The sequence below is a fragment of the Kordia algicida OT-1 genome (assembly GCF_000154725.1).
GTDB classification, from domain to species: Bacteria; Bacteroidota; Bacteroidia; order Flavobacteriales; family Flavobacteriaceae; genus Kordia; species Kordia algicida.
The window spans coordinates 890,173-910,936 of sequence record NZ_DS544873.1 but is presented as its reverse complement, the minus strand read 5'-3'; the positions used below and the strand labels follow the sequence as shown (position 1 = coordinate 910,936).

At 36.2% G+C, this 20,764-nt stretch carries 11 protein-coding genes; 1 reads left to right on the top strand and 10 read right to left on the bottom strand.

The features are described 5' to 3' along the window. The 6 genes from KAOT1_RS03975 to KAOT1_RS03950 form a co-directional block, all read right to left on the bottom strand. On the bottom strand, positions 1-1,370 hold a 1,370-nt coding region (locus tag KAOT1_RS03975; protein ID WP_007093423.1), incomplete at its 3' end, for a DUF1302 family protein. A gap of 40 nt (positions 1,371-1,410) precedes the next feature. Next, complete coding sequence (locus KAOT1_RS03970; protein ID WP_007093422.1) at positions 1,411-11,979, bottom strand: SDR family oxidoreductase; 10,569 nt, start codon at positions 11,977-11,979, stop codon at positions 1,411-1,413. Between the two features lie 164 nt (positions 11,980-12,143). Next, positions 12,144-12,710, bottom strand: a complete 567-nt coding sequence (locus KAOT1_RS03965) for a UpxY family transcription antiterminator (protein WP_007093421.1) — start codon at positions 12,708-12,710, stop codon at positions 12,144-12,146. A 541-nt stretch (positions 12,711-13,251) separates the two neighbouring features. Beyond that, positions 13,252-13,788, bottom strand: a complete 537-nt coding sequence (locus tag KAOT1_RS03960; RefSeq protein WP_007093420.1) for a LacI family DNA-binding transcriptional regulator — start codon at positions 13,786-13,788, stop codon at positions 13,252-13,254. Beyond that, positions 13,785-14,453 carry a bifunctional 4-hydroxy-2-oxoglutarate aldolase/2-dehydro-3-deoxy-phosphogluconate aldolase gene (locus KAOT1_RS03955; RefSeq protein WP_007093419.1) on the bottom strand — a complete coding sequence of 223 codons (669 nt, stop codon included), beginning with the start codon at positions 14,451-14,453 and terminating at the stop codon, positions 13,785-13,787. Before KAOT1_RS03955 ends, KAOT1_RS03960 begins: the two co-directional genes overlap by 4 nt. A 23-nt stretch (positions 14,454-14,476) precedes the next feature. After that, entirely contained in the window at positions 14,477-15,517 is a 1,041-nt protein-coding gene (locus KAOT1_RS03950; RefSeq protein ID WP_007093418.1) for a sugar kinase, read from the bottom strand. Positions 15,518-15,666: 149 nt separating this feature from the next. Between KAOT1_RS03950 and KAOT1_RS03945 the strand changes: the two genes are divergently transcribed. Beyond that, the gene (locus KAOT1_RS03945) at positions 15,667-16,689 is read left to right on the top strand and encodes a LacI family DNA-binding transcriptional regulator (RefSeq protein ID WP_007093417.1); all 1,023 of its coding nucleotides are present in this window, start codon (positions 15,667-15,669) and stop codon (positions 16,687-16,689) included. 60 nt (positions 16,690-16,749) lie between these two features. On the opposite strand, the gene KAOT1_RS03940 is transcribed toward KAOT1_RS03945, so the two are convergent. The 4 genes from KAOT1_RS03940 to KAOT1_RS03925 all read right to left on the bottom strand — a co-directional run bounded on the left by KAOT1_RS03940 (position 16,750) and on the right by KAOT1_RS03925 (position 20,758). After that, complete coding sequence (locus tag KAOT1_RS03940; RefSeq protein WP_007093416.1) at positions 16,750-17,514, bottom strand: SDR family NAD(P)-dependent oxidoreductase; 765 nt, start codon at positions 17,512-17,514, stop codon at positions 16,750-16,752. Positions 17,515-17,532: 18 nt separating this feature from the next. Further along, entirely contained in the window at positions 17,533-18,804 is a 1,272-nt protein-coding gene (locus KAOT1_RS03935) for an MFS transporter (RefSeq protein WP_007093415.1), read from the bottom strand. A 190-nt stretch (positions 18,805-18,994) separates the two neighbouring features. Next, positions 18,995-19,696, bottom strand: a complete 702-nt coding sequence (locus KAOT1_RS03930) for a FadR/GntR family transcriptional regulator (RefSeq protein WP_007093414.1) — start codon at positions 19,694-19,696, stop codon at positions 18,995-18,997. Positions 19,697-19,864: 168 nt separating this feature from the next. Beyond that, positions 19,865-20,758 (bottom strand): polysaccharide lyase family 7 protein, encoded by an 894-nt coding sequence (locus KAOT1_RS03925; RefSeq protein WP_007093413.1) that lies wholly within the window; start codon positions 20,756-20,758, stop codon positions 19,865-19,867. Positions 20,759-20,764 lie beyond the last annotated feature (6 nt).

Sequence of the window (20,764 nt, the reverse complement as noted above, 5' to 3'; positions counted from 1 at the left end):
AAAGCACTTTGCTCGTCATTTGTTATGGGTATGATTGCATCTAGCGAAAGCGTCATGTTATCGTTGAGTTTGTACGCGCCTGAGAGCAAATTAAAAAATGTCGTATTTGGTCCGTTGTACATGGTAATGTAATTCAGCGACAAGTTATTTTTCATCAGTTCTTTTACGACGACAAAGAATGCTGTAAAGTTGTTTCTAGGAACTCCAACGATGTCTTCTGTCCAATCGATCACGTGATTGTTTACGAGTTCGAGCGTAAAGGTTGTTGTACTATTTAATCCGTATTCAAAACCTAAAGAAGTATCAAATGCATTGCGTTCTATAAGTTCTAAAGAAGCTGTGTTAAACGTTCGTGGAAATTTTATGGCATTTTCTCCTCTAATTAATAGATTCCCGATTGCATAGTTAAAACTCATTCCAACCGTAGTAAATCGTTTTTCTCTGAGCAATACTAGGTTTGGATTTACTTGTTCTTGTGCGAGATTGTTATCTATTAAACTCGTTACTATTAAGCTTACATCACTTTTTTCGAAGGCTTTTTTCCAACGAAATCCGTATTCGATGGAGTTTTTGCCATCATCAACTTCTTGTGTTACAATGTCGGTTCCTGCAAAAGGATCTTCAAAAAATCGTGTTCCTTCTTTAGGAAATAGGTTGAATTTTGCGTTTGGCACAAAGAAACTACTAAAGTTTCCGATGGATGTGTAAAAGTTGAGTCCAACCATAAATTGTCCAACGCGCAATTCGTCAATATTTAGGTTTAACGGATCTCGAAAGTCAAACGGATTGATTTCATCAGTTACCGCAGCAAAATCAGATTCTCCCCAAGCTAAGGTTTGTATACCAACTTTGAAGCTACTTTGTTTGTAACTGTACTGTATGAATGCGTTTCGTGTAATTGATCCAAATCCTACATTTGCGCGTTCAAAATCATCATTGTTGAAATAGGTCAATTCTCTACTTCGACTGTCGCCATCCATAAAAATGAACGATTTTGTATCTAATTGAACAAATAGATTGTTGAATAGAAATTTTGAGTATTCTATCCGAAAGGCAAATCTGTTTTTGATGACTTCCGTTGGATCTGTAAAGTTATAGGTGAATTCATAACTTGCGCCTAATCGTGATGGACTGAATACGTATTCTTTCCAGAATGATTTTTTGGTTTCTACTTCGTCAAGATTGTTCTCTACAACCGTAACTTCTTCTGTTCCTGTATCGAACATATCGCCATCCAACATGTCTAAATTGATTCCGCCTTGTTGTTTTTTAATCGTATCCTTTTTCTTTTCAGGTATTGGCGTTTGACTAAAACTTACGTGTGCAAATAGTAAGAAACACACGGTTATGGAGAAAAATGATTTTATCATTGTATACTCTTTTGTGATTTTTTAATCTTTTTTGTGATTCTTACGAAAGCTTATCGAAGTCTTTCCCTAATAGTTTTTTGAATTCTTCTGCAATATCATCCGATGATTTTTTTGTGGAACCATTGGAGGTAATGTTGTAAAAGGATTCAAGATATTGTTCAAATTCTATTGATTCTGGTGTGTTGTACAGTTTGTATTCTTCATTCATAAACACCAATGATTTGAGCGAGATACATATTTGACCATTGCTGTTTAGCAAATAAATATCTAATACGATTTCTTCATCGTTATGTTTGCTGTTTCTCGCATGACGAACCCAAATAGACATTTCATCTTCGCATGGTGCTAATACCGTGAGTTGCTCTAACTTTATTGGTTGTGGAGCACTTTCTGTGTAATAATCTGGTTCAATCATAAAACCAGATGCATGCAAGGCTACTTCGATCATTGCTGGATGAATGGTGTATTTTGAAGCATCTTTTTTCAGATCATCCGATAAGACAACTTTGAGCAACATTTGTTTGTGTCCCGTATGAATTTGCTGAATTTTTGGATATGTATATCCATTTAATCCTTGTTGTCTGAATGTGTTGAAAAAATCTTCGCTTGTTGCTGTAGTATCTTCCAATTGCTTTTGAAGCACCTCAATATCAATTTGTTTGGATTTTGTCATCACATCAAGTCGTGCCATTCCCTCAAAGTGTACATTTTCTTGATCGTCTTCCTTGCTGAATGCTTCAAAACCGACAGTATTTTCGTTTTCTTCTCGCAGTGCTAAAGAGATTGATTTTTCATCTGCAATGTTGAAAGCACTAAACCATTGAAGGTTTCTAAATGCTACTGCTTTAAAATCAAGGGAATTTGTGGTTGCATGTGTTACTGCGGTATTTGCCATTTCTAAGAATGCCCCAATTGATAGAACTTTTTCTGTAGAATTTTCATCTTCGGATAAGAAAAATTCATTTTTATTAAAAACTGAACTGTACGCTTGCTGCTTTAATACCGAAGTATTTGTGTGCAATAACGGATGCATCAGTTTTGCTGTAGCTTGTCCGCTTGTATTTGACTCATCAAAGTCAAACCAATAACTTTCTCTGGCAAAAGGATAGGTTGGAATGTTTTCTCTTTTTGGCTTTTGAGTTCCGTAAATTTTATTCCAAGTTACCTCAGCTCCAACGACCCAAGCTTTTAAGAGTTCTTCATGGTTATATGCTGAAATAAATGCATCAACTTCTGCGCTTGTTGGAATGACTATTTCCTTATTTTTCTTGTTGACTTTCCCCGTGTAAAGATTTTCTACGTCTTTGTCGTTGATGTAATCTGTCAATAATTGTTTGAGTTCATCAACTGTATTTACAGCGATTCCAAGACGTTGTTTCATTTCGTCTCTACCGACTTGTGTTGTGTATGTTAGGTTGAGCAGACTGATTTCATTGTTTTCTACAAATTGCAGCATATTGCTTGCATACGCTTTGAGTCTGTCTTCATTTTTAGCAGAAAGCACAAATAGGAATGGCTTTTTAAATTCTACTGGTTTTTCTTCTTTTTTAGGAATGTATTCTTCAATCACGACATGCGCGTTTGATCCTCCAAATCCGAAAGAACTGATTCCTGCTCTGCGTGGATATTCTTTTCCATCTGCTCCTTTTATTCTTTCCCAAGGTTTGGTTTCATCAACTACGTAGAAAGGCGTTCCTGCAAAACTGATATGGGGATTGAGTTCATTAAAGTGTAAACACGCTGGAATTTGCTTGTGTTTTATTGCCAATACTGCTTTTAAGAAACTTGAGATTCCCGCAGCCGTTTCTAAGTGACCAATATTGGTTTTTACAGAACTTAGTCCAATGTGTGGTGTTTCTGGAATTGGCTTATTGTGCTTACCGTATAGTTCTTTGAAGCATTTTGCTAAGGCTCTGATTTCAATCGGATCACCTAAACTTGTTCCTGTTCCGTGACATTCTATGTACCCAACTGATGCTGGATCGATATTTCCTTTTTCATACGCTTCCACTAATAATTCTGCTTGTGCATGCGGATTTGGTGCCGTTAGCATGGTTGCTTTTCCACCGTGATTTTCTGAAGTAGATTTGATAACTGCATAAATTTGATCGTTGTCAGCTTCCGCTTGCGCTAGTGGTTTTAAGAATATTGCTCCCGAACCTTCTCCACGCACATATCCGTTGGCATCTTTGTCAAAGGTTTTACATTTTCCATCGCTACTTAACATTCCTGCCATTCCGAAAGAAATATGTGCGGCTGGTGTCATCATTAATTGTACTCCACCAACAATTGCCATGTCGCTACTTCCCGTATGGATAGATTCTATTGCACGGTGAATCGCAATTAATGAACTTGAACATGCCGTATCAATTGGTGCGCTTGGTCCTCGTAAGTTGAGTAAGAATGAGATACGATTTGCTAAGATACAGTGTGAATTTCCTGAAGCTGTATAGCCATCAAGTTCTACATTGAGCGTATTCATCAAATCACTATAATCATGAACCGCAACACCGACAAAGAGTCCTGTTTTTGTTCCAGATAGGTCAGATACCTTATAGCCAGAATCTTCAATAGTATTCCAAACAGTTTCTAGGAATACGCGCTGTTGCGGATCCATCATTTCGGCTTCCCTTGGAGAGATTCCAAAAAATAGAGGGTCAAATTTATCGGCATCATCAATGAATCCACCGTATTTAGAGTTTGTTTTATTTTTTTCTGTGATTGGATCACCATCGTAATCTTCCCAAATCCAACGATCTCTTGGAACTACTGAAATCATATTTTCTTCATTTTTCAGATTTTCCCAGTATTCCTGCATGTTTTTCGATTTCGGCATCACACCACCAATTCCAACAATCGCAATCGGACAGTCAATAAAGCGAGAATCTACAGAAAGTCCTGTGCCTGTTGCGTTATTCACGGCTTGCGGTTGTGAAGTATCTACATTCCAACCTTTGTTGATTCCTGCAAATGCTGGTGTTTCCGCTTTTGTTTCTTTTACAGGAGTAGTTTGGGCTGTAGTAGTTGCCTGAGCTGGTGCGCTTCCGCCTGCCAAGTTGTAAGTGTTTGCAACGGCTCCGCTATGGTCTTTTACTAAATATTTAGTGATTTCGTTGATAGATGGATATTCAAAGAATAATACAGGTGTAATGACGTCTAAACCGTATTTTTCATTTAGCGCATTGGCATACGAAGCGAGTCCGATAGAGTCAAAACCAATGTCAAGTAGTATTTTGTCTACCGCAACATCTTCTTCTTCTAATTTTAGGAAGTCCATTACAATTTGTATCAAATCTTGGCGGACTAATCCTGTAATTTCCCCACTAGCTTCATCTGTTGTAGCAACGTTTGTTGATGCTTCATTTCCTGTTGCTGTTTGTGGTTCTTCTTCTTTTTCACGAATTCCCCAAGCAATTTCCATTCGCTCTTGCATACCTTCCACCACAACTACTTGTGTTTCTTCTGCAAATAATCCGCGAGTGAATGTGCCAATTCCTATTTCAGATTTTAATGGACGAATTCCTAAGCTATTTTTGAAGAAAGCTTCCATTTGTGCATCTAGCTTCATTCCACCATTTGCCCAAATTGACCAGTTTAAACTGAGTGATTTTCCTGATCGTAGTCCTTTTTCTTGCAATGCTTCTCTACGTTTAACATACGTATCCATGAAGTGGTTGGCGTACGAGTAATCACTTTGTCCCATGTTTCCTCCAACGGCTGCCATTGAGGAGAATGTTACGAAAAAGTCTAGTTCTGTATCTTTTGTTAACGTATCAAGGTAATAAGCTCCGTATATTTTTGGCGCAAATACCGCTTGCATTTCTTCTATGGTTTTGTTGCGAATGTTGGAATCGCGCAAGACTCCTGCACTGTGTAGAATTCCATTGATCGCACCAAATTTCTTTTTGGTTGCTGCGATGACTTTTTTGACATCTTTTAGTTTGGAAACATCAGAAGCTACATATAATACTTCTGCTCCCAATTCTTCTAGTATTGCTATTTTGGCTGATTTTTCTTCTGAAAGTTTTGATCTTCCTGTCAATACCAATCGTGCTTTGCATTCTTTTGCAAGATATTCTGCAAAGATAAATCCTAAGCCGCCAGCGCCACCTGTAATGAGATAGACTCCTTTTTCTTTGATACCTTGTTTGTTGTTGGAAGTATTATTTTTACGCCAATTTGCGATATTTTGTAGTTTTCTAACGAAACGTTCTTCGCCTTCGTACCGAACTGCCAATTCTTCTACAGTGTCTTCTTGTAGTTCTGCAATGACAAGTTCTGCAATTTTTGAGCTGTCTTCTACTTCTAGTATTTCAATTGTTTTACAACTAATGCTCGATTGTTCTAAGTGTAAACTTTTTGCAAAACCGTTGATCGCTGCGTTGTGTGGTTGTGCATCATTTTCAGCTCCGTGATAGAAATAAGCAATTGAAATGTTGTTCTCAGATTTTAACTGCATTACTGCCTGACACACATATAAAAACGCGTATACTCCAGTTTTTAATGCGTTATCTAATGATTTTTCATCTTCTTTGAAGGTATCTTTTGACCAACCGTAACAGATTTTATCCAAACCAATTCCTTGTTCTTGTAAGGATGTGAATAGTTGGTTAAAGTCTTCTTTGTTTTCTGGATTGATCGTGAATTGATTGTCAGAAACTTTTTGGAACGCTTTTCCTTGTTGTACTAATATGACAGGTGTTTTTGTATCCTTTTTGTAACTATTGAATAGTTTTTCATCCGTATCAAATACAACAATACTTTTGCTTGTATCTAGTTCTTTTGCATTTTTCGTTACAGAAGATGCTTCCCAAATATGTGTGTAATATAAGTCTGTAAATTCGTCTACTTCAGTTGCTTCTCCTGTTGTTGGTATGTCTGCTGGTTTTTCATGGATATCTGTTAATGGAATTCCAACAGAATCTTTGATTTTCACCAATACTTTACCATTTTCATCTGTGATCGTCAGATTGGCTTTTGATAGATTTGAATTTGGTTCGTCTACTTTTTGAATGTAACTGTAACAGTTTTCTACTAACGGATGAAATATTTCAACTTCTCCAAACGAATATGGTACAAATAATCCTTCGGATGATTCTTCACTTGCCGAAAGTAAGTGTGCTGCCATTACCGTTTGTCCTGCGCCATCAAGTAACGAAGGATGCAATAGGTAATCTTTGAATTCATTTTCACAAACGTCTGGTACTTTCATGATTCCCAGCATTTCGTCATCATTTTTGTAGACTTCTTGCAATACTTGGAAACTTGGTCCTAATCCTAAACCTAGTTTGTGGAATTCTGGATAAGCTTGGTCGCCATTTGCTACTTTTGCACAACGTTCTTGAATTCCTTTTACGTCTATAAATTCAGTTGCAGCTTCTACTTCCTCTGCTTCAACGTAGGTTAGTTTTCCTTGCGAGTGTAATTGCTTGTCGCCTGCTTCGTTTTTACTAAATACTTCAAATTTTACAATTTGTCCTGCTTGCGGAAGTAATTCAATCCAAACATCTGTTGGTTGGGAATCGTTTACCGTAATCGGATTTAGCCAAATGATATTTTTGATGGCTTTTACTTTTCTTCCTGCCGCCAATTCTCCTGCTTTTCGAGCAAAGTCTAAGTAAGCAACTCCTGGCAATGTAGGAATGTCTGATACTAAATGGTCATAAATGAAGAATTCTTGATCGTGAAATGTCTTTTTGAATAGTTGACGCTCAAAAGTAGATTCGTTGGCGTCAATCATTGGATGATTGATGCTTGAAACTCCAACAACAGCTTCGTTGTCCGTTCTTTCAACCCAATGGCGTTTGTCTGCAAATGGATAGGTTGGCAAGGAAACTCTTTTGGCATCACTGTCGCTTGCAATTGCTTGCCAATCGTTGATGATTCCTTCAATCCAAAGCTGACCTACTTTGTGAAGATCGCCACTTTCTGCAATGAGTTCTATGAAGGCTTTCTTTTCGTTTTTGTTGAGTAGTTTGGCAATGTTTCCTACTTTTTCAACAACTCCAGTAAGGATATTTTGATCTTTTTTATCTTCAATGAAAAGTGTGAGTTTTTCAATGAGTTCTTCTTTGGTTTCTGCAATGATGATGAGTCTGTGCTCAAAGGATTTTTTTCCAACTCGAAGCGTATGTCCAATGTTTACAAGACTTATTTCTTTGTTTCCATCATCTTTTAAGAAGTTTAGTAAACGTTCTGCAGCAGCGTTGAGTCTGTCCTTTTTTACCGCAGATAGTGGAAATATTTGATATCCTTCTTCTGCTACAGTAGTTTCTTTTCGTTCGTATGATTCGATGATAACGTGTGCATTTGCGCCACCTGCTCCAAACGAGCTGATTCCCGCACGAAGCGGAAATTCTTCACCATCTATTATTTTTGGTTTCCATTCTTCTACTTGTTGTTCTACGTAGAATGGAGAATTTTCAAAGTCAATGAATTCATTGAGTTCTGTGGAGTGCAATGAAGGCACGAGTTTTTTGTGCTTCATTTGCAAGAGTACTTTGTGAATTCCTACAACTCCAGCCGCAGCTTCTAAGTGACCAATGTTTGTTTTTACCGAACCAACTGCTACGGTTTGGTTGGCAACATCATATTTGTCAAAGGCTCTTTTGAGTCCTGAGATTTCTATTGGATCTCCTAATTCTGTTCCTGTTCCATGAGCTTCTATGTAACCAACACTTCTTGCATCAATGTCTGCTTTTTCTAAAGCTGTTACTACCAAATTAGCTTGTGCTTTTGGATCTGGCACCATGTAACCACTTGTACGACCACCATGATTTACCGATACACTTTTGATGATTCCGTGGATGTTGTCGCCATCTTTTTCTGCTTGTGCTAATGGTTTGATGAAGATGGTTCCTACACCTTCTCCAGCAACATATCCGTTGGCTCCTTTCCCGAATGTACGACAAACGCCATCTGGTGAGAGTGCACCTCCAAAGGAATTGATGTCAAATTTACTTTGATGTAAGTCTAAGTTTACACCACCAACAATTGCACCTGAGCATTCTCCATTGTAGATAGATTCGCATGCCAAGTATAAAGCTGTCATACTTGATGAACACGCTGTATCAACCGACATACTTGGTCCTGAAAGGTTGAGACAGTATGAAATTCGGTTGGCAACACTCCACAGGAATGAGTTTGGATTGGTATCGTGACCAACTAATTTTTCTTCGGCGCCAATCATTTGATACATTGTCCAAACGGCACCTACAAAGACTCCAATGTTTTTTGGTGTGTTTTCTGGTGTGAGGATTTCAGGATAGTAACCTGCATCTTCTATTGATTCCCAAGCCGTTTCTAGCAGTAATCGCTCTTGCGGATCAAACATTTCTGCTACTGCTGGCGGAATGTTGAAGAACATAGAATCAAATTTGTCTACGTCTTCAAGAAAACCTCCACGGTATTTTTTTGTGAATTTGGTATTTTTTCGTTGTGCTAATCGTTCTTCTGGAATCACTTCGACACAGTCTTTTCCTGCTAGAAGGTTTTCCCAAAGTTTGTCTAGGTTTTTTGCTTTTGGATATCTTCCCGACATTCCCACGATGGCAATGTCTTGATGTTTGTAGTTTGTATTTTTTGCTGGCTGTTGTTGTGATGCTGAAATGGTTGCTTCGTTTGTACTTTCTGCGGAAGCGGTAGAAGCAAACTCAGTAACGTCTTCCGACACTTCAACGTCATTAACAGCAACAATTGTATTAGTTGGGTTGTGGAATTGTTTTAGTTGATATTTGGCATTTATGGTTCCAAATGTTTCTGGAGTTCCTTTTGTTTCAAGCTCAGGAATGTTTTCCATTTGTTGAAACAGTTGTACTAATTTTTGACTGATTTCAGTAGCTTCGTTCGTTTCCATTCCAACGTGAATTGCCAAGCGTACGACTTCGTTGATTGCCGAATTGCTTTGCATTCCTGCATTGTGTACACTTCCGCGAATTCCCGTATTTACGTATAACCAAGCCGTGAAAGATATTGCTGGATTTTTGAAGTTTTTGAATTGAGGAATTTGTTTTACGTCTATGAGTACGCAATGTGTTCCTACTGGATTGATTACAGGAATTCCCTGATTTTTTAATGCTTTGTGAATGATTTGTACACATTCCATTCGGTTGGTAATGCGTTTTTCAATGACTTGTTTGTTTTCGAAAGAAGTCGCGATGAGTTTTTTGTCGATGATGTCTAGTCCTACACCTTCATCTTCAATGGCATCTTGTACTTTATGAAATAGGTTTTCGTCATTTGTAGCAACGATTCCACCTTTGTTTACGCAAAAATCTTTTGGTAAGCTTGCCCAAACTGCATCTGCAAATGAATAGATTTTTTGAGCAACTTCCCAAATGGTTTTGCCTGCATATTCTTTTTCATTTTCAATGACAAATTTGGCGTTTTCTAATACACGCGTACCATCCATTATTAATGGAATGTTGTAATTTTTGAGTAGTTCTTTGACTTTTGTAAGATGTGCAATGGATATTGGAGCGCCGCCAGCGGCATTGTTAGAAATTTCGATAGCTACAAAAGCGAGCGATTCGTGTTCTTTTTCAACTAAAGAGACTAATTGTTCCCAGTGAAGATTTGCTTTGAAACGCACTTCTGAGTTGAGATCAAATACTTCGTTACTTGGAATTTCTCTTGGTGTGAAACCATTTTGAATTTCACTGTATATCGCTGTTGGAAATAGTAGGTTTTGCAATACAATTCCTTTGTTGTCCCACGATTGGAAGAATACTTTTTCGGCATCTCGTCCAGAAGTAGTGAGCGCAACATTTGTAAACGGAAAAACCGTTTGCAGACTTTTTGAAATGTCGGTTGCCTTGTATATTTGTGAGTATAGAAAATTGAGTTGCGCGTCAATGGCTTTTGAGTCCAATTGTGCCCAAGAATCTGTTTTAAGATCGTGTGTTACGTCGGCATTTGGAATGTTTAACGGATTGTATCCGTGTGCTGCCAATAGTTGCGAGTATTCATTGCCTTCAATCATTACAGTTTCGTCTGTAGTGACTTGAACTGTTGTTGTAGGTTCGTTTTGCAGGTTGTTTTCTGTAGTTTTTTCTTCTTTTGTGTCCTTCTCTGCCGATACTGACATCTTGATCGTAAGTTGTTCGTAGGTGCTTTTTGTTGTAGCTTCAGCATCTGCTTTTGAAGGATCGGCAATCATCATGATAATGTCGGTTACATTGTCGGCATTACTGATTGCTTGTGGTCTACAGATAAATATTGTTTGATGTTTTGGTCGGAATTTGTTTTTGAATTGCAGGTTTCCTTCATCATTAAAGATTTTGCTTTCGCGAAGGAAATCGAGTGTTTTTTCTAGTTCAGGATCTGCATTTTGAGATTCTTCTATTTTACAACCGTAGGTTCCTCCAAGACTGAGCATGTTTGAACCTTCGCTCGCCAAGGCTTCCATCATTTTCACGATTCCGTATTCCAATCCGCCAAGTGGCATGTCTGTTGGATAGAATTCTAAATCCATCAGATAGCCATTTAGTTCGTCTGATAGTTTTGAGATTAGAATTGCGTTTTGGAGCTTGTCATCTAAATATGTTAGAAATAATCGGTGTTCTTTGTTTAGTTTTCCTTTGAGGATTTCTTCTCTTACGATATGAATCAACGGATTTACCATGGTTCTTGCGGCAGACCATTCATCGATCAATCGAACAATTTCTTTGTCTGTTTTTTTGTCGGTTCCGTTGGTGTATTCAACCGTTTTACAGTCACCCGTTTTTTCAAATTTTGAAACTTGATAACGCAAACGACGCATTTTACTTCCGCTTAGCGAAAATTTTTGCATGTTTTCAACCCTAGAAATGACACCAAAAGGTGTTGCGTAGAATGCTGTGTCGTTGATGGATTCGATTGCATGATCGGATAAGATGGTGATTTCAAAACCATTGTCTTCACAGTATTGTGTGATTTCTTCGGCAATTGTAGTTAGGTACGATCGTGGTCCTGTATACGCGTATACTAATATGATGTTTCCACTTTTGCTGTAGTTTAGATATCCTTTTCGTTCGCTTCCAATGAATAGTAATGGTGCTATATTTCGTGTTCCTCTTGAGGTAGAACTTTCATTTTTGTGTTCTTCAAAGATGGATAAATACCAGTCTTTTAAGTCTTTGTGTGTCATCAACTCTTTTTCTGAGATGATGATTGGTCTTCGAATGAGTGTTTGCTTTTTTACAATTTTTTTTGTTGGTGTAGCTTCCACTACTTTTTGCGGTGCGCTTATTTTTTTCTCCTCTTGAACCCTTACTGGTTTTTGTGGTGTTTTAGTTTGTTTTTTTACTTCTGGAGATTTCGCTTTTTTCACAACTATTTTTTTGGCGTTTCCTGTATTGGAAAATTTAGCGGTCAATATAGATGCATAGGTTTCCACAAAGTAGTTGCTAAGGTCACTAATATTAAAGTTTTCAAACAACAGTGTTTTTGGTAGTGTTCCAAAGTCTTCTTCTAGCTTCTTTATGATTTGCAATACACGAAATGAGTCAATCCCCAGTTCTAAAAAAGGAGTTGATGCATCATTAGTTGTGATTGGCAAATCTGCTACATCAGAAATTAGTGAACACAAATACGATTCTGTAGTTTCTAGTAATTTTTCTTTTTGATTCATTCTTTTCAAATTGTGAATAAATGATTTGTTTTTTTATTGTACCCTAATATTAATTCGCATATAATCAACTTCTACAACCATTGCATGAGCGGTTTTTACGCTCAATTAGGTATAGTGTTACGAAAAAATTAAAAATTTGATTAGATGGGTTGTGGAAGTTTTTTTTAGAATTTTTCTAATGCACTCGTGCATATTTCTATGGAAGCCACCTGATTTATCTCTTTCAGATGTATCCCGAATTTTGTTTTTGACTTTTGCTGAACAAGTACGCCATTGTAACCCGCAAGTGGACCTTCTACGATCCGGACTGATTCACCTTCTATGAAATCATTTCCAACGGAAATTTCTTGATCCATACTTAGCATACATTTAATTGCTTCAATACATTCAGGAGAAACCTTACAGGGTTTGCCTCCGCAATGTATATAAGTTGCAATTTTATTAATCCTGCATATTTCAGCAAGATACCGTTCGTCAGTTTTAACAAAAATGTAGCTTGGAAAGAGTACGGAATCAATAAGCTTTTTTTGACGATTTTTCCATATTCTTAATGATTTAGTCATTGGAAGAAATACCTCATATCCTCGATATTCGAGTTCCAGCTTTGCTTTCTTTTCTGCTCTAGGAGCTGTATAGAGAACAAACCAATTACGATTTTTGGAAGGTACAGTTAATTTTCTTTTGACTGGTTGGGTCGCTACTTTTATTCCGTCATTTTGCGAAAAAGACATTGTGTTTTAGTATTTAGATTCGTTTATTTGATTTACTCAATGATCTAACTAAATATTAACTGGGGGTATAAGGGTAAGATAAGCGAAAATATTTTAGATTGTATATGCTTTTTTTATACAGCTTCGCTTGGTCAATTAGCAACTAGCGCTTCTAATTAACATTTTTTTAAGAATTACATTTGTAACAAAAATATGAAATATAGTAGATACTAAATATGGGTAAGCCATAAAATAAGTAAGCTTTTACCCTACAGATATCAAATTCGCAGATGAGACTGCGTAAACACTAGAAAAATCCCACAATACACAGGATGAATACACGGGAGAATATTCTGTAATTTTTCAAAAAAAACAGCTTTTTCTTACGTGAATTATTTGTAACTATTTGAGATAAATTTGTGGAAATTTTGGAAGAAAATAACAGTTTTTGTTAGTTTTCTTAAAAATTATACATTCAATTTTAATCTGAATGTATTTTTGTAGTTTTCAGACAATCAATCACCTATGATTTGTAAAATTGTACTTTTATTGTTTTTAAAATTTAAGCACTTATTCTTTGTAATAAATTTTTAAACCCTGAAATTGATTTTTCTTTGAAGAATTTGTCATTTTGTAGCGTTTCAGATACTTCAATGTGCTCTACAGGAAGTATATTTTCTTTTACACTGATCGTTTCTTTGTATGCATTAGTAGAGAGCATAATTACACCATCAACACTGCCATCATTGATGTTTTTTAAACATTCTTTTTCTCGTTTTGTTTCTGCAAACGATTGAAACAACACTATACGGTATCCGTATTTTGAAGCTACTTTTTCTATATTATGCAAAAAACAGCTGTAAAATGTGGTATTGATTCGTGGAATGATAATCGCAATGGCTTTGGTTTGTTTTTTTCGTAAAGCAACTGCATAATTATTAGGTACGTAATTATACTTTACAGCTATTTTTTTTATCATTTTGCGTGTCGTAGGACTGATGTCAAATTTATCATTTAACGCTTTTGACACCGTAGAGATTGAAAATCCTGAGAGTTGTGATAATTCTTTTAGTGTGATGGCAGATTCTGGGGTATTCATGATCGTACTGCTTTTATTATCTGAAGTGCATTTTGTGTTGTGTTTTTTATTTTTTCTAGGTCATATTCGCCATTTGCCTCTTTTTTAATGAGTTTTGAGCCCATTCCGACGCATGTGGCACCAGCATTAAACCAACCTTCTAAGTTTTCTTGTGTTGGAGCAACTCCACCTGTTGGCATAATACTTGTCCAAGGTTGCGGACCTTTAATAGCTTTGATAAAATTAGGTCCGTAAATTCCGCCTGGGAATAGTTTTACAATTTCACAACCTAGTTCTTCTGCTTTTGTAATTTCTGTTAACGAACCGCAACCTGGTGACCATAGTACTTTTCTTCTATTACACACAACCGCAATATCTTCTCGCAATACTGGTGTTACAATAAAATTAGCACCAAGTGACATATATATTGAAGCAGCGGCGGCGTCTGTTACAGAGCCAACTCCCATAATCATTCCGGGAAGTTCTGCAACCGCATATTTTGTCAATTCACCAAAAACTTCGTGAGCGAAATCGCCACGTGCTGTAAATTCTAACAATCGAGCGCCACCATCGTAACAGGCTTTGAGAACTTTTTTGCTTATTTCTATATTGTCATTGAAAAATAGCGGAACTAATCCGGTTTCTTTCATTACTTGTGCTACTTCTATTCTTGAAAATTGTGCCATTTGTGTATTTTATTTTGTGCTTTTTATCTAGCGACTCTTCCTGAGGCATCTCCGCCCATTAATTTTTCTACTTCTGCAATAGTTGATAGGTTTGCATCTCCTTTGATTGTATGTTTTAAACAGGAAGCTGCTACTGCAAAGTCTAACGCATTTTGGTCATCCTCAGGATATTTTAGCAATCCGTAGATTAATCCGCCCATAAACGAATCTCCACCACCTACTCTGTCTACGATATCTGTAATTTGATATTGTCGTGTTTCATACATTGTTGAACCATCATATAAAACACCTGCCCAAGTGTTATGGGAAGCTGATATAGAACCTCTTAGAGTTGTAATTACTTTTTTGGCTCTTGGGAATTTTTCCATCATTTGCTTACATACTGAAAGAAATGCTTCTGCTTTTACATCATGCCCATGTTTGTGTACATCTAATCCTTCTGGATGAATTCCGAAGTGTTTTTCTGCGTCTTCTTCATTTCCTAAGATGATGTCACAGTACGACGTTAATTCTGTCATGATTGCTTCACGATCTCCACCATATTTCCAAAGTTTTGCTCTATAGTTTAAGTCTGTAGAAATGGTAATTCCTTTGGCACTTGCTGCTTTTACTGCTTCTAGGCAAACATCTGCTGCTCCTTGTGATATTGCTGGCGTAATTCCTGTCCAGTGAAACCATTCTACACCTTCAAATACAGCGTCCCAATCAATCATTCCTGATTTTATTTCAGCTATAGCAGAATGTGCTCTGTCATAGACAACTTTGCTTCCTCTACTTACGGCTCCAGTTTCTAAGAAATAGATTCCTAAACGATCTCCTCCCCAAACAATTTTATTGACACCAACGCCGCGTTTTCTCATTTCCATCATGGCACAATGTCCAATATCATTGTCAGGCAAACGCGTTACAAAGTCTACATCTACTCCATAATTGGCAAGTGATACAGCTACGTTAGATTCTCCTCCACCGTATACGACGTCGAAGCTATTTGTTTGAGAAAATCTTAAAAATCCTGGAGGTGCTAAACGAAGCATAATTTCTCCAAAAGTGACTACTTTACTCATGATTTTATGGTCTTAAGTTGTTAAAATTCTTTTTTTGCTTAAACGTTTAACCAAAGTTTAAAAAATAAATCAAAACTGGTTTGTTTTGATTATTTACTATAAAAAAGCTACTTTTGCTTAAACGTTTAAGCAAATATATAAAAAACTACGTGAAAAAAAAAAGAACTACGATAAAAGACATTGCTAATGTTTTGAATATTTCGCCCGCAGCAGTCTCCAAAGCACTTCATAATGATTCTAGAATAAGTGAAAAAACGAAAACTGCGGTAAAACGTGTTGCCAAGGAACTAAATTATCAGCCAAATCATTTAGCGAGTGCATTGCGAAAAGGCAAAAGTAATTTAGTTGGTGTAATTGTTCCTAGAACGAGTAGTAACTTTTTTTCATCCGTTATTCAGAATATTGAGGAAGTACTGAATAAGGAAGGCTATAATATTATTATAACACAATCCAACGAATCGTTTCAAAAAGAATGCAATAATATTGACACACTACTTTTTACACAAGTTGACGGAATTATCGCTTCTATGGCGAATGAAACTGTTGATTTGTCATATTATGAAAAAATAAAATCTAAGGGAATTCCTTTGATATTGTTTGACAGAGGTGAGAATGATTTGAATGTTGATTATATAGGAATTAATGATTATGATAGTAGTTTTATGATTGTTGAACACCTTATTTCTAAAGGATGCAAACGTATTGCGCATATTGGCGGTTTTAGACATACGCGCATTTTTAATAATAGAATTAGAGGTTATATTGATGCTATACACGCGCATAATTTACCACATGATGATGATTTATTGATTGAAAGTAGTTTGACTTTAGAAAACGGAAAGCAAAAAATGCAAGAGTTATTAGCATTAGAAAATCCTCCTGATGCCGTGTATATTGCGGGTGATTATGCTGCTTTGGGTGCACTGCAATTGTTGAAAGAAAAAAATATACGTGTTCCTAATGATATATGTTTGGTTGGCTTTGGGAATGAACCTTTTACTTCACTTGTTACACCTACTATTACAAGTATTAATCAGCATAGTGCACAAATAGGTCAGTTGGCTGCCAAAACTTTTTTGGAACGTGTGAAGATGGAAACGGTAAAACAGACATTGAATAAAATTATTTTGGATGCTGAGTTGATTGAGCGTGATTCTTCTCAAAAAAAATAAGCGCTATTGTATAAAAACAATAACGCCTATTCATTTTGAAAATAAAATTTGTATTGTATGCTAGATTCCTAACGCTTGTCCTCCACCAATTTGGATCGTTTCTGCAGTTATGAAAGAAGCATCTTTGCTTGCTAGGAATGAAATAACACCAGCTACATCTTCTGGTTGCCCTAATCGTCCTAACATAATATTGTTTGCCCAAGAAGCGAAAACTTCTGGTTTTGTTGATTTTATTTGTGCGTGAAATGGTGTATCAATCGTACCTGGCGATACTGCATTAGAACGAATTCCGTACTCAGCTAAATCTTTAGCCAATGCTCTTGTAATTGCGTGAACACCTGCTTTTGATGTTCCGTAGATTCCTGCACCTGGTCCACCTGCTGTCCATCCTGCATTTGATGTATAGTTTATGATAGAAGGATGTTCTCCTTTTTTCAGAAATGGTATTGCTGCTCTGGAAGCAAAAAATACTGAATCAAGATTTAATGCCATGACAAAACGGTAGAATTCTGTTGTCATTTCTTCAAATCGAGACCTTCCACCTAATCCACCAGCGTTGTTGACAAGCACATCTATTTTACCATATTTTTCTCCGATTTTGGTAATGTTTTCTGTTACTTGATCTTCTTGCGTTACATCAAAACTATAATACTCTGCAGTTATTCCTGCGTCTGTTAATTCTTTAAGTTTTTCAGCACCTGCTTCATCGTCTATTCCATTTAAAATTACGGTATATCCGTCGTTACCTAATCTTTTTGCTACTTCGAAACCAATTCCACCAGTGGCGCCAGTAACGATGGCAACTTTTCCTTTATTGTTATTCATATTAAAATGTTTTTTTGTTTAGTTTATGTTGTTTTCTACAGGTTTTATTTCTTTAATTAAAAGGTAAATTGACAATACTGCTAATGGCGCTAGTATTGCTAGTATGATAAATGCTGGCGTATAAGATTCTTTGGTAATAATTGGAATTAACCAGTTCATTATTATTACTGAAACAGCACCAATACTTCCGCCCAAACCAGCTAGAGTCCCTACTGATTTTCCATTTAGCAAGTCGCTCGGAATTGTTTGGATATTACTGATTGAAAATTGGAATCCAAATAATACAATAAATACAAAGGAGACAAATTTTTCTGGTGTATCTGCAAAGAGTATCGCTGCAATGATTCCTAAGAAAATAATGATTCCGCCGATGGCAATCACTTTTTTTCGAGCTTTGTCAAGTGTCGTTTTGTTCATTAATTGTTTTACATACCAACCACCAGCTAGACTACCAATCATAGCTCCTACATATGGAAACCATGCGTATAGTCCAATTTTCTTAACATCGAATCCGAATTCATCAAATAGATATATAGGCATCCAAAATACAAATAGCCACCAAATAGGTTCGATAAAGAATCGCGCTGCAATTACGCCCCAAGATTCTTTTTTGGATAGAATTTCTATGACTGTTAGGCTTTTATCATCTTCTACATTTTTACGACTTTCCAATCGTCCAGATTCTATATGTACTTTTTCTTCTTCGGTAATCCAAGGATGATTTTTTGGTTGAGTTTTATTGAAGATTACCCATGGAATTATCCATAGAAAACCTAATACACCAATAATGATAAATGTTACTCGCCAGCCGTAAGCTCCAAATAGTTCAGATACCGTTGGCGCAGCTACAATGGATCCTATTGCTGCTCCAGAATTAAAAATTCCTTGTGCTAAGCCACGTTCTTTTATTGGAAACCATTCTGCATTGTTTTTTACTGCTCCTGGCCAATTTCCTGCTTCGGCAACACCTAGTAATCCTCTAAAAATTCCAAGTGATGCAGCTCCTTTTGCAAAGAAGTGTAATACAGAAGCCAACGACCAGAAAAAGATAGATAGTACAAAACCAATTTTTGTACCTACTTTGTCATATACTTTTCCTGAGATAAATTTACCCGCCGCATACGTGACGGTAAAGATGTTGATTATCCAGGAGTAGTCTTGTTTTGTAAGCCCTAAGTCTTTACTCATTTCTGGCCACATTATTCCTAATGCAGATCTATCAATATAGTTAATAATGGTAGCAAGACATACTAAGCCTATTATCCACCATCTGAGACCTTTTATTTTCATATTTTATGATTCATAGATACAAACTCCTTGAAGATACAAGTGCTTGTATGTAGATTTTTAAGCAAATTTGCTCGATGTTGTGTGTAATTTAACGAGAAGAAATGTGCATGACATTTTTCTGTATAAAATTACTTCCCTCCATATTTTTTTCAGTTTTGAATTCGTGCATTTTCAAAACTGGGTATTTTTTTTAGATATTGTAACAGTACTGATACAATACACTAAAGTGTTCTTTCATTTTTTGTTTTGCCAATTGTGGTTTTTGATCTTTTATTGCATCAAAGATACTTTGATGTTCAATAATTCCAGACTGAGCTAAGCCTTTATCACACACGTGATATTTTTCAAAGTTTGTAATTATTTCTGGTGTAATGATTAGCATGAATGTATTCATCGTACTGTTTCCACTAGCTTTGGCAATAGCCAAATGAAATAGTAAATCTTCTTGCACTGCATCTTCACCATTGAGTACTTTTTCTGTATAAGCATCTAAGGCTTCTTTCATTTTTAAAAGATCGTCGTCAGTTCTTCGCAAAGCTGCTAGTCGTGCTGTTTTTAATTCTAACAAAATTCTAGTTTCTACCAACGATTTAAAATCTGGTTCTTCTAAACGTAAGATATCTTCTATCATTCCATTCATTGCGGTGACTCCAATGTTTGCTACAAAGGTTCCGCTTTGTGGAATAGATTTTAATAAACCATAGAATTCAAGTTTTTGAATTGCTTCTCTTACATTGCTACGTGTTACTTCAAACTTTTCAGATAACATACGTTCTGAGGGAAGTTTGTCACCTGGCTCCAAATTTTTGGCATTGATTAAGTCTCTGATTTTTGAGATAATCGTTTTTTGGATGTCAAGTGTTTCTGTTTTTGTTAAGATATCTAATTTCATACGTAAGTAGCTGTAATTGGTTAACCAGATTTTGTATGTTAAATTTAAAAATTAATAGTGAATATACGTTAACAATTTGTGAAATCTTTACATGAATTTTACTGATCTGCTATAGATCAGTAAAATCCAATTAAAAAGCTTCTATTCAAATATAAATTAACTTCGTTATTAATGCGTTACTTCTAACGTGTAGTATCGAACTTTTGCATATGAACCTTCATCACGTGACTGAAAGTAGTTTCCTGCTTTGAAATAATTTTCAAAGATTCCCCATTTTCTCATGTGAATGTTTTCATAGGTTTTGAATTCGTTATTGTTTAATACTACAGTCATTTTTCCTTCACTGACTCTTACTTCGAGTCTAAATTTTTTAAAGCCTACTTTTTCTTTGAATGTGTATCCTTTGTCATCTTCCCAAGCATCTTCATGCAGTAATTCTGTTTCAGTTGCATTCAGATTTTTTAAGACTTTAGTTTTGACACGAATTTTACCATTTTGCCAGTAAATTTTTAGTACTGGTGGCGCATTGTTGTCCTTTTGACCAATTAAATCTCGTTGTTCATTGGTTAAACGACCGTGAATCTGCATGATGATAATTTTATGATATTTACCTTCATCATCACGAGAAACCTCATCAATTGCCAATTTACCTTTCATTATTCCACCTTGCTTGAATGTCCAATTGACATTGTTACTACCAGGTTCCATTTGCTCTCTCAATTCTGAGCGTGAGTATTTGGTATTTGCCGTAGTGGCTTTACTTGGATATGCATAGAAAACGATGGCACCACGTACAGAATCGTTGTACATATACGGTTTTAAGTCTTCATTTGTTGCGTAATCAAATATTTCTGGCGGTAACACCTCCAGCGGTTTTTTACCTGTTCCCGCTGGTGTTGTCACTTTCCAATGTGATAAATCTATTTTTGGTAATTTGTATTTCTTTTTACGCTTTTTTTCAGTTTTTGAATTTACCGTAACTGTATTATCATTAGTTTGACAATAACAAATACCAATCCCAAATAAGAAAAAAGATAATATGATGATACCTAATTTTTTCAAGACACT

Coding starts and splice junctions, on each gene's coding strand:
- KAOT1_RS03970 (WP_007093422.1), bottom strand. CDS start 11,979: ATGAATCAAAAAGAAAAATTACTAGAAACTACAGAATCGTATTTGTGT.
- KAOT1_RS03965 (WP_007093421.1), bottom strand. CDS start 12,710: ATGTCTTTTTCGCAAAATGACGGAATAAAAGTAGCGACCCAACCAGTC.
- KAOT1_RS03960 (WP_007093420.1), bottom strand. CDS start 13,788: ATGAATACCCCAGAATCTGCCATCACACTAAAAGAATTATCACAACTC.
- KAOT1_RS03955 (WP_007093419.1), bottom strand. CDS start 14,453: ATGGCACAATTTTCAAGAATAGAAGTAGCACAAGTAATGAAAGAAACC.
- KAOT1_RS03950 (WP_007093418.1), bottom strand. CDS start 15,517: ATGAGTAAAGTAGTCACTTTTGGAGAAATTATGCTTCGTTTAGCACCT.
- KAOT1_RS03940 (WP_007093416.1), bottom strand. CDS start 17,514: ATGAATAACAATAAAGGAAAAGTTGCCATCGTTACTGGCGCCACTGGT.
- KAOT1_RS03935 (WP_007093415.1), bottom strand. CDS start 18,804: ATGAAAATAAAAGGTCTCAGATGGTGGATAATAGGCTTAGTATGTCTT.
- KAOT1_RS03930 (WP_007093414.1), bottom strand. CDS start 19,696: ATGAAATTAGATATCTTAACAAAAACAGAAACACTTGACATCCAAAAA.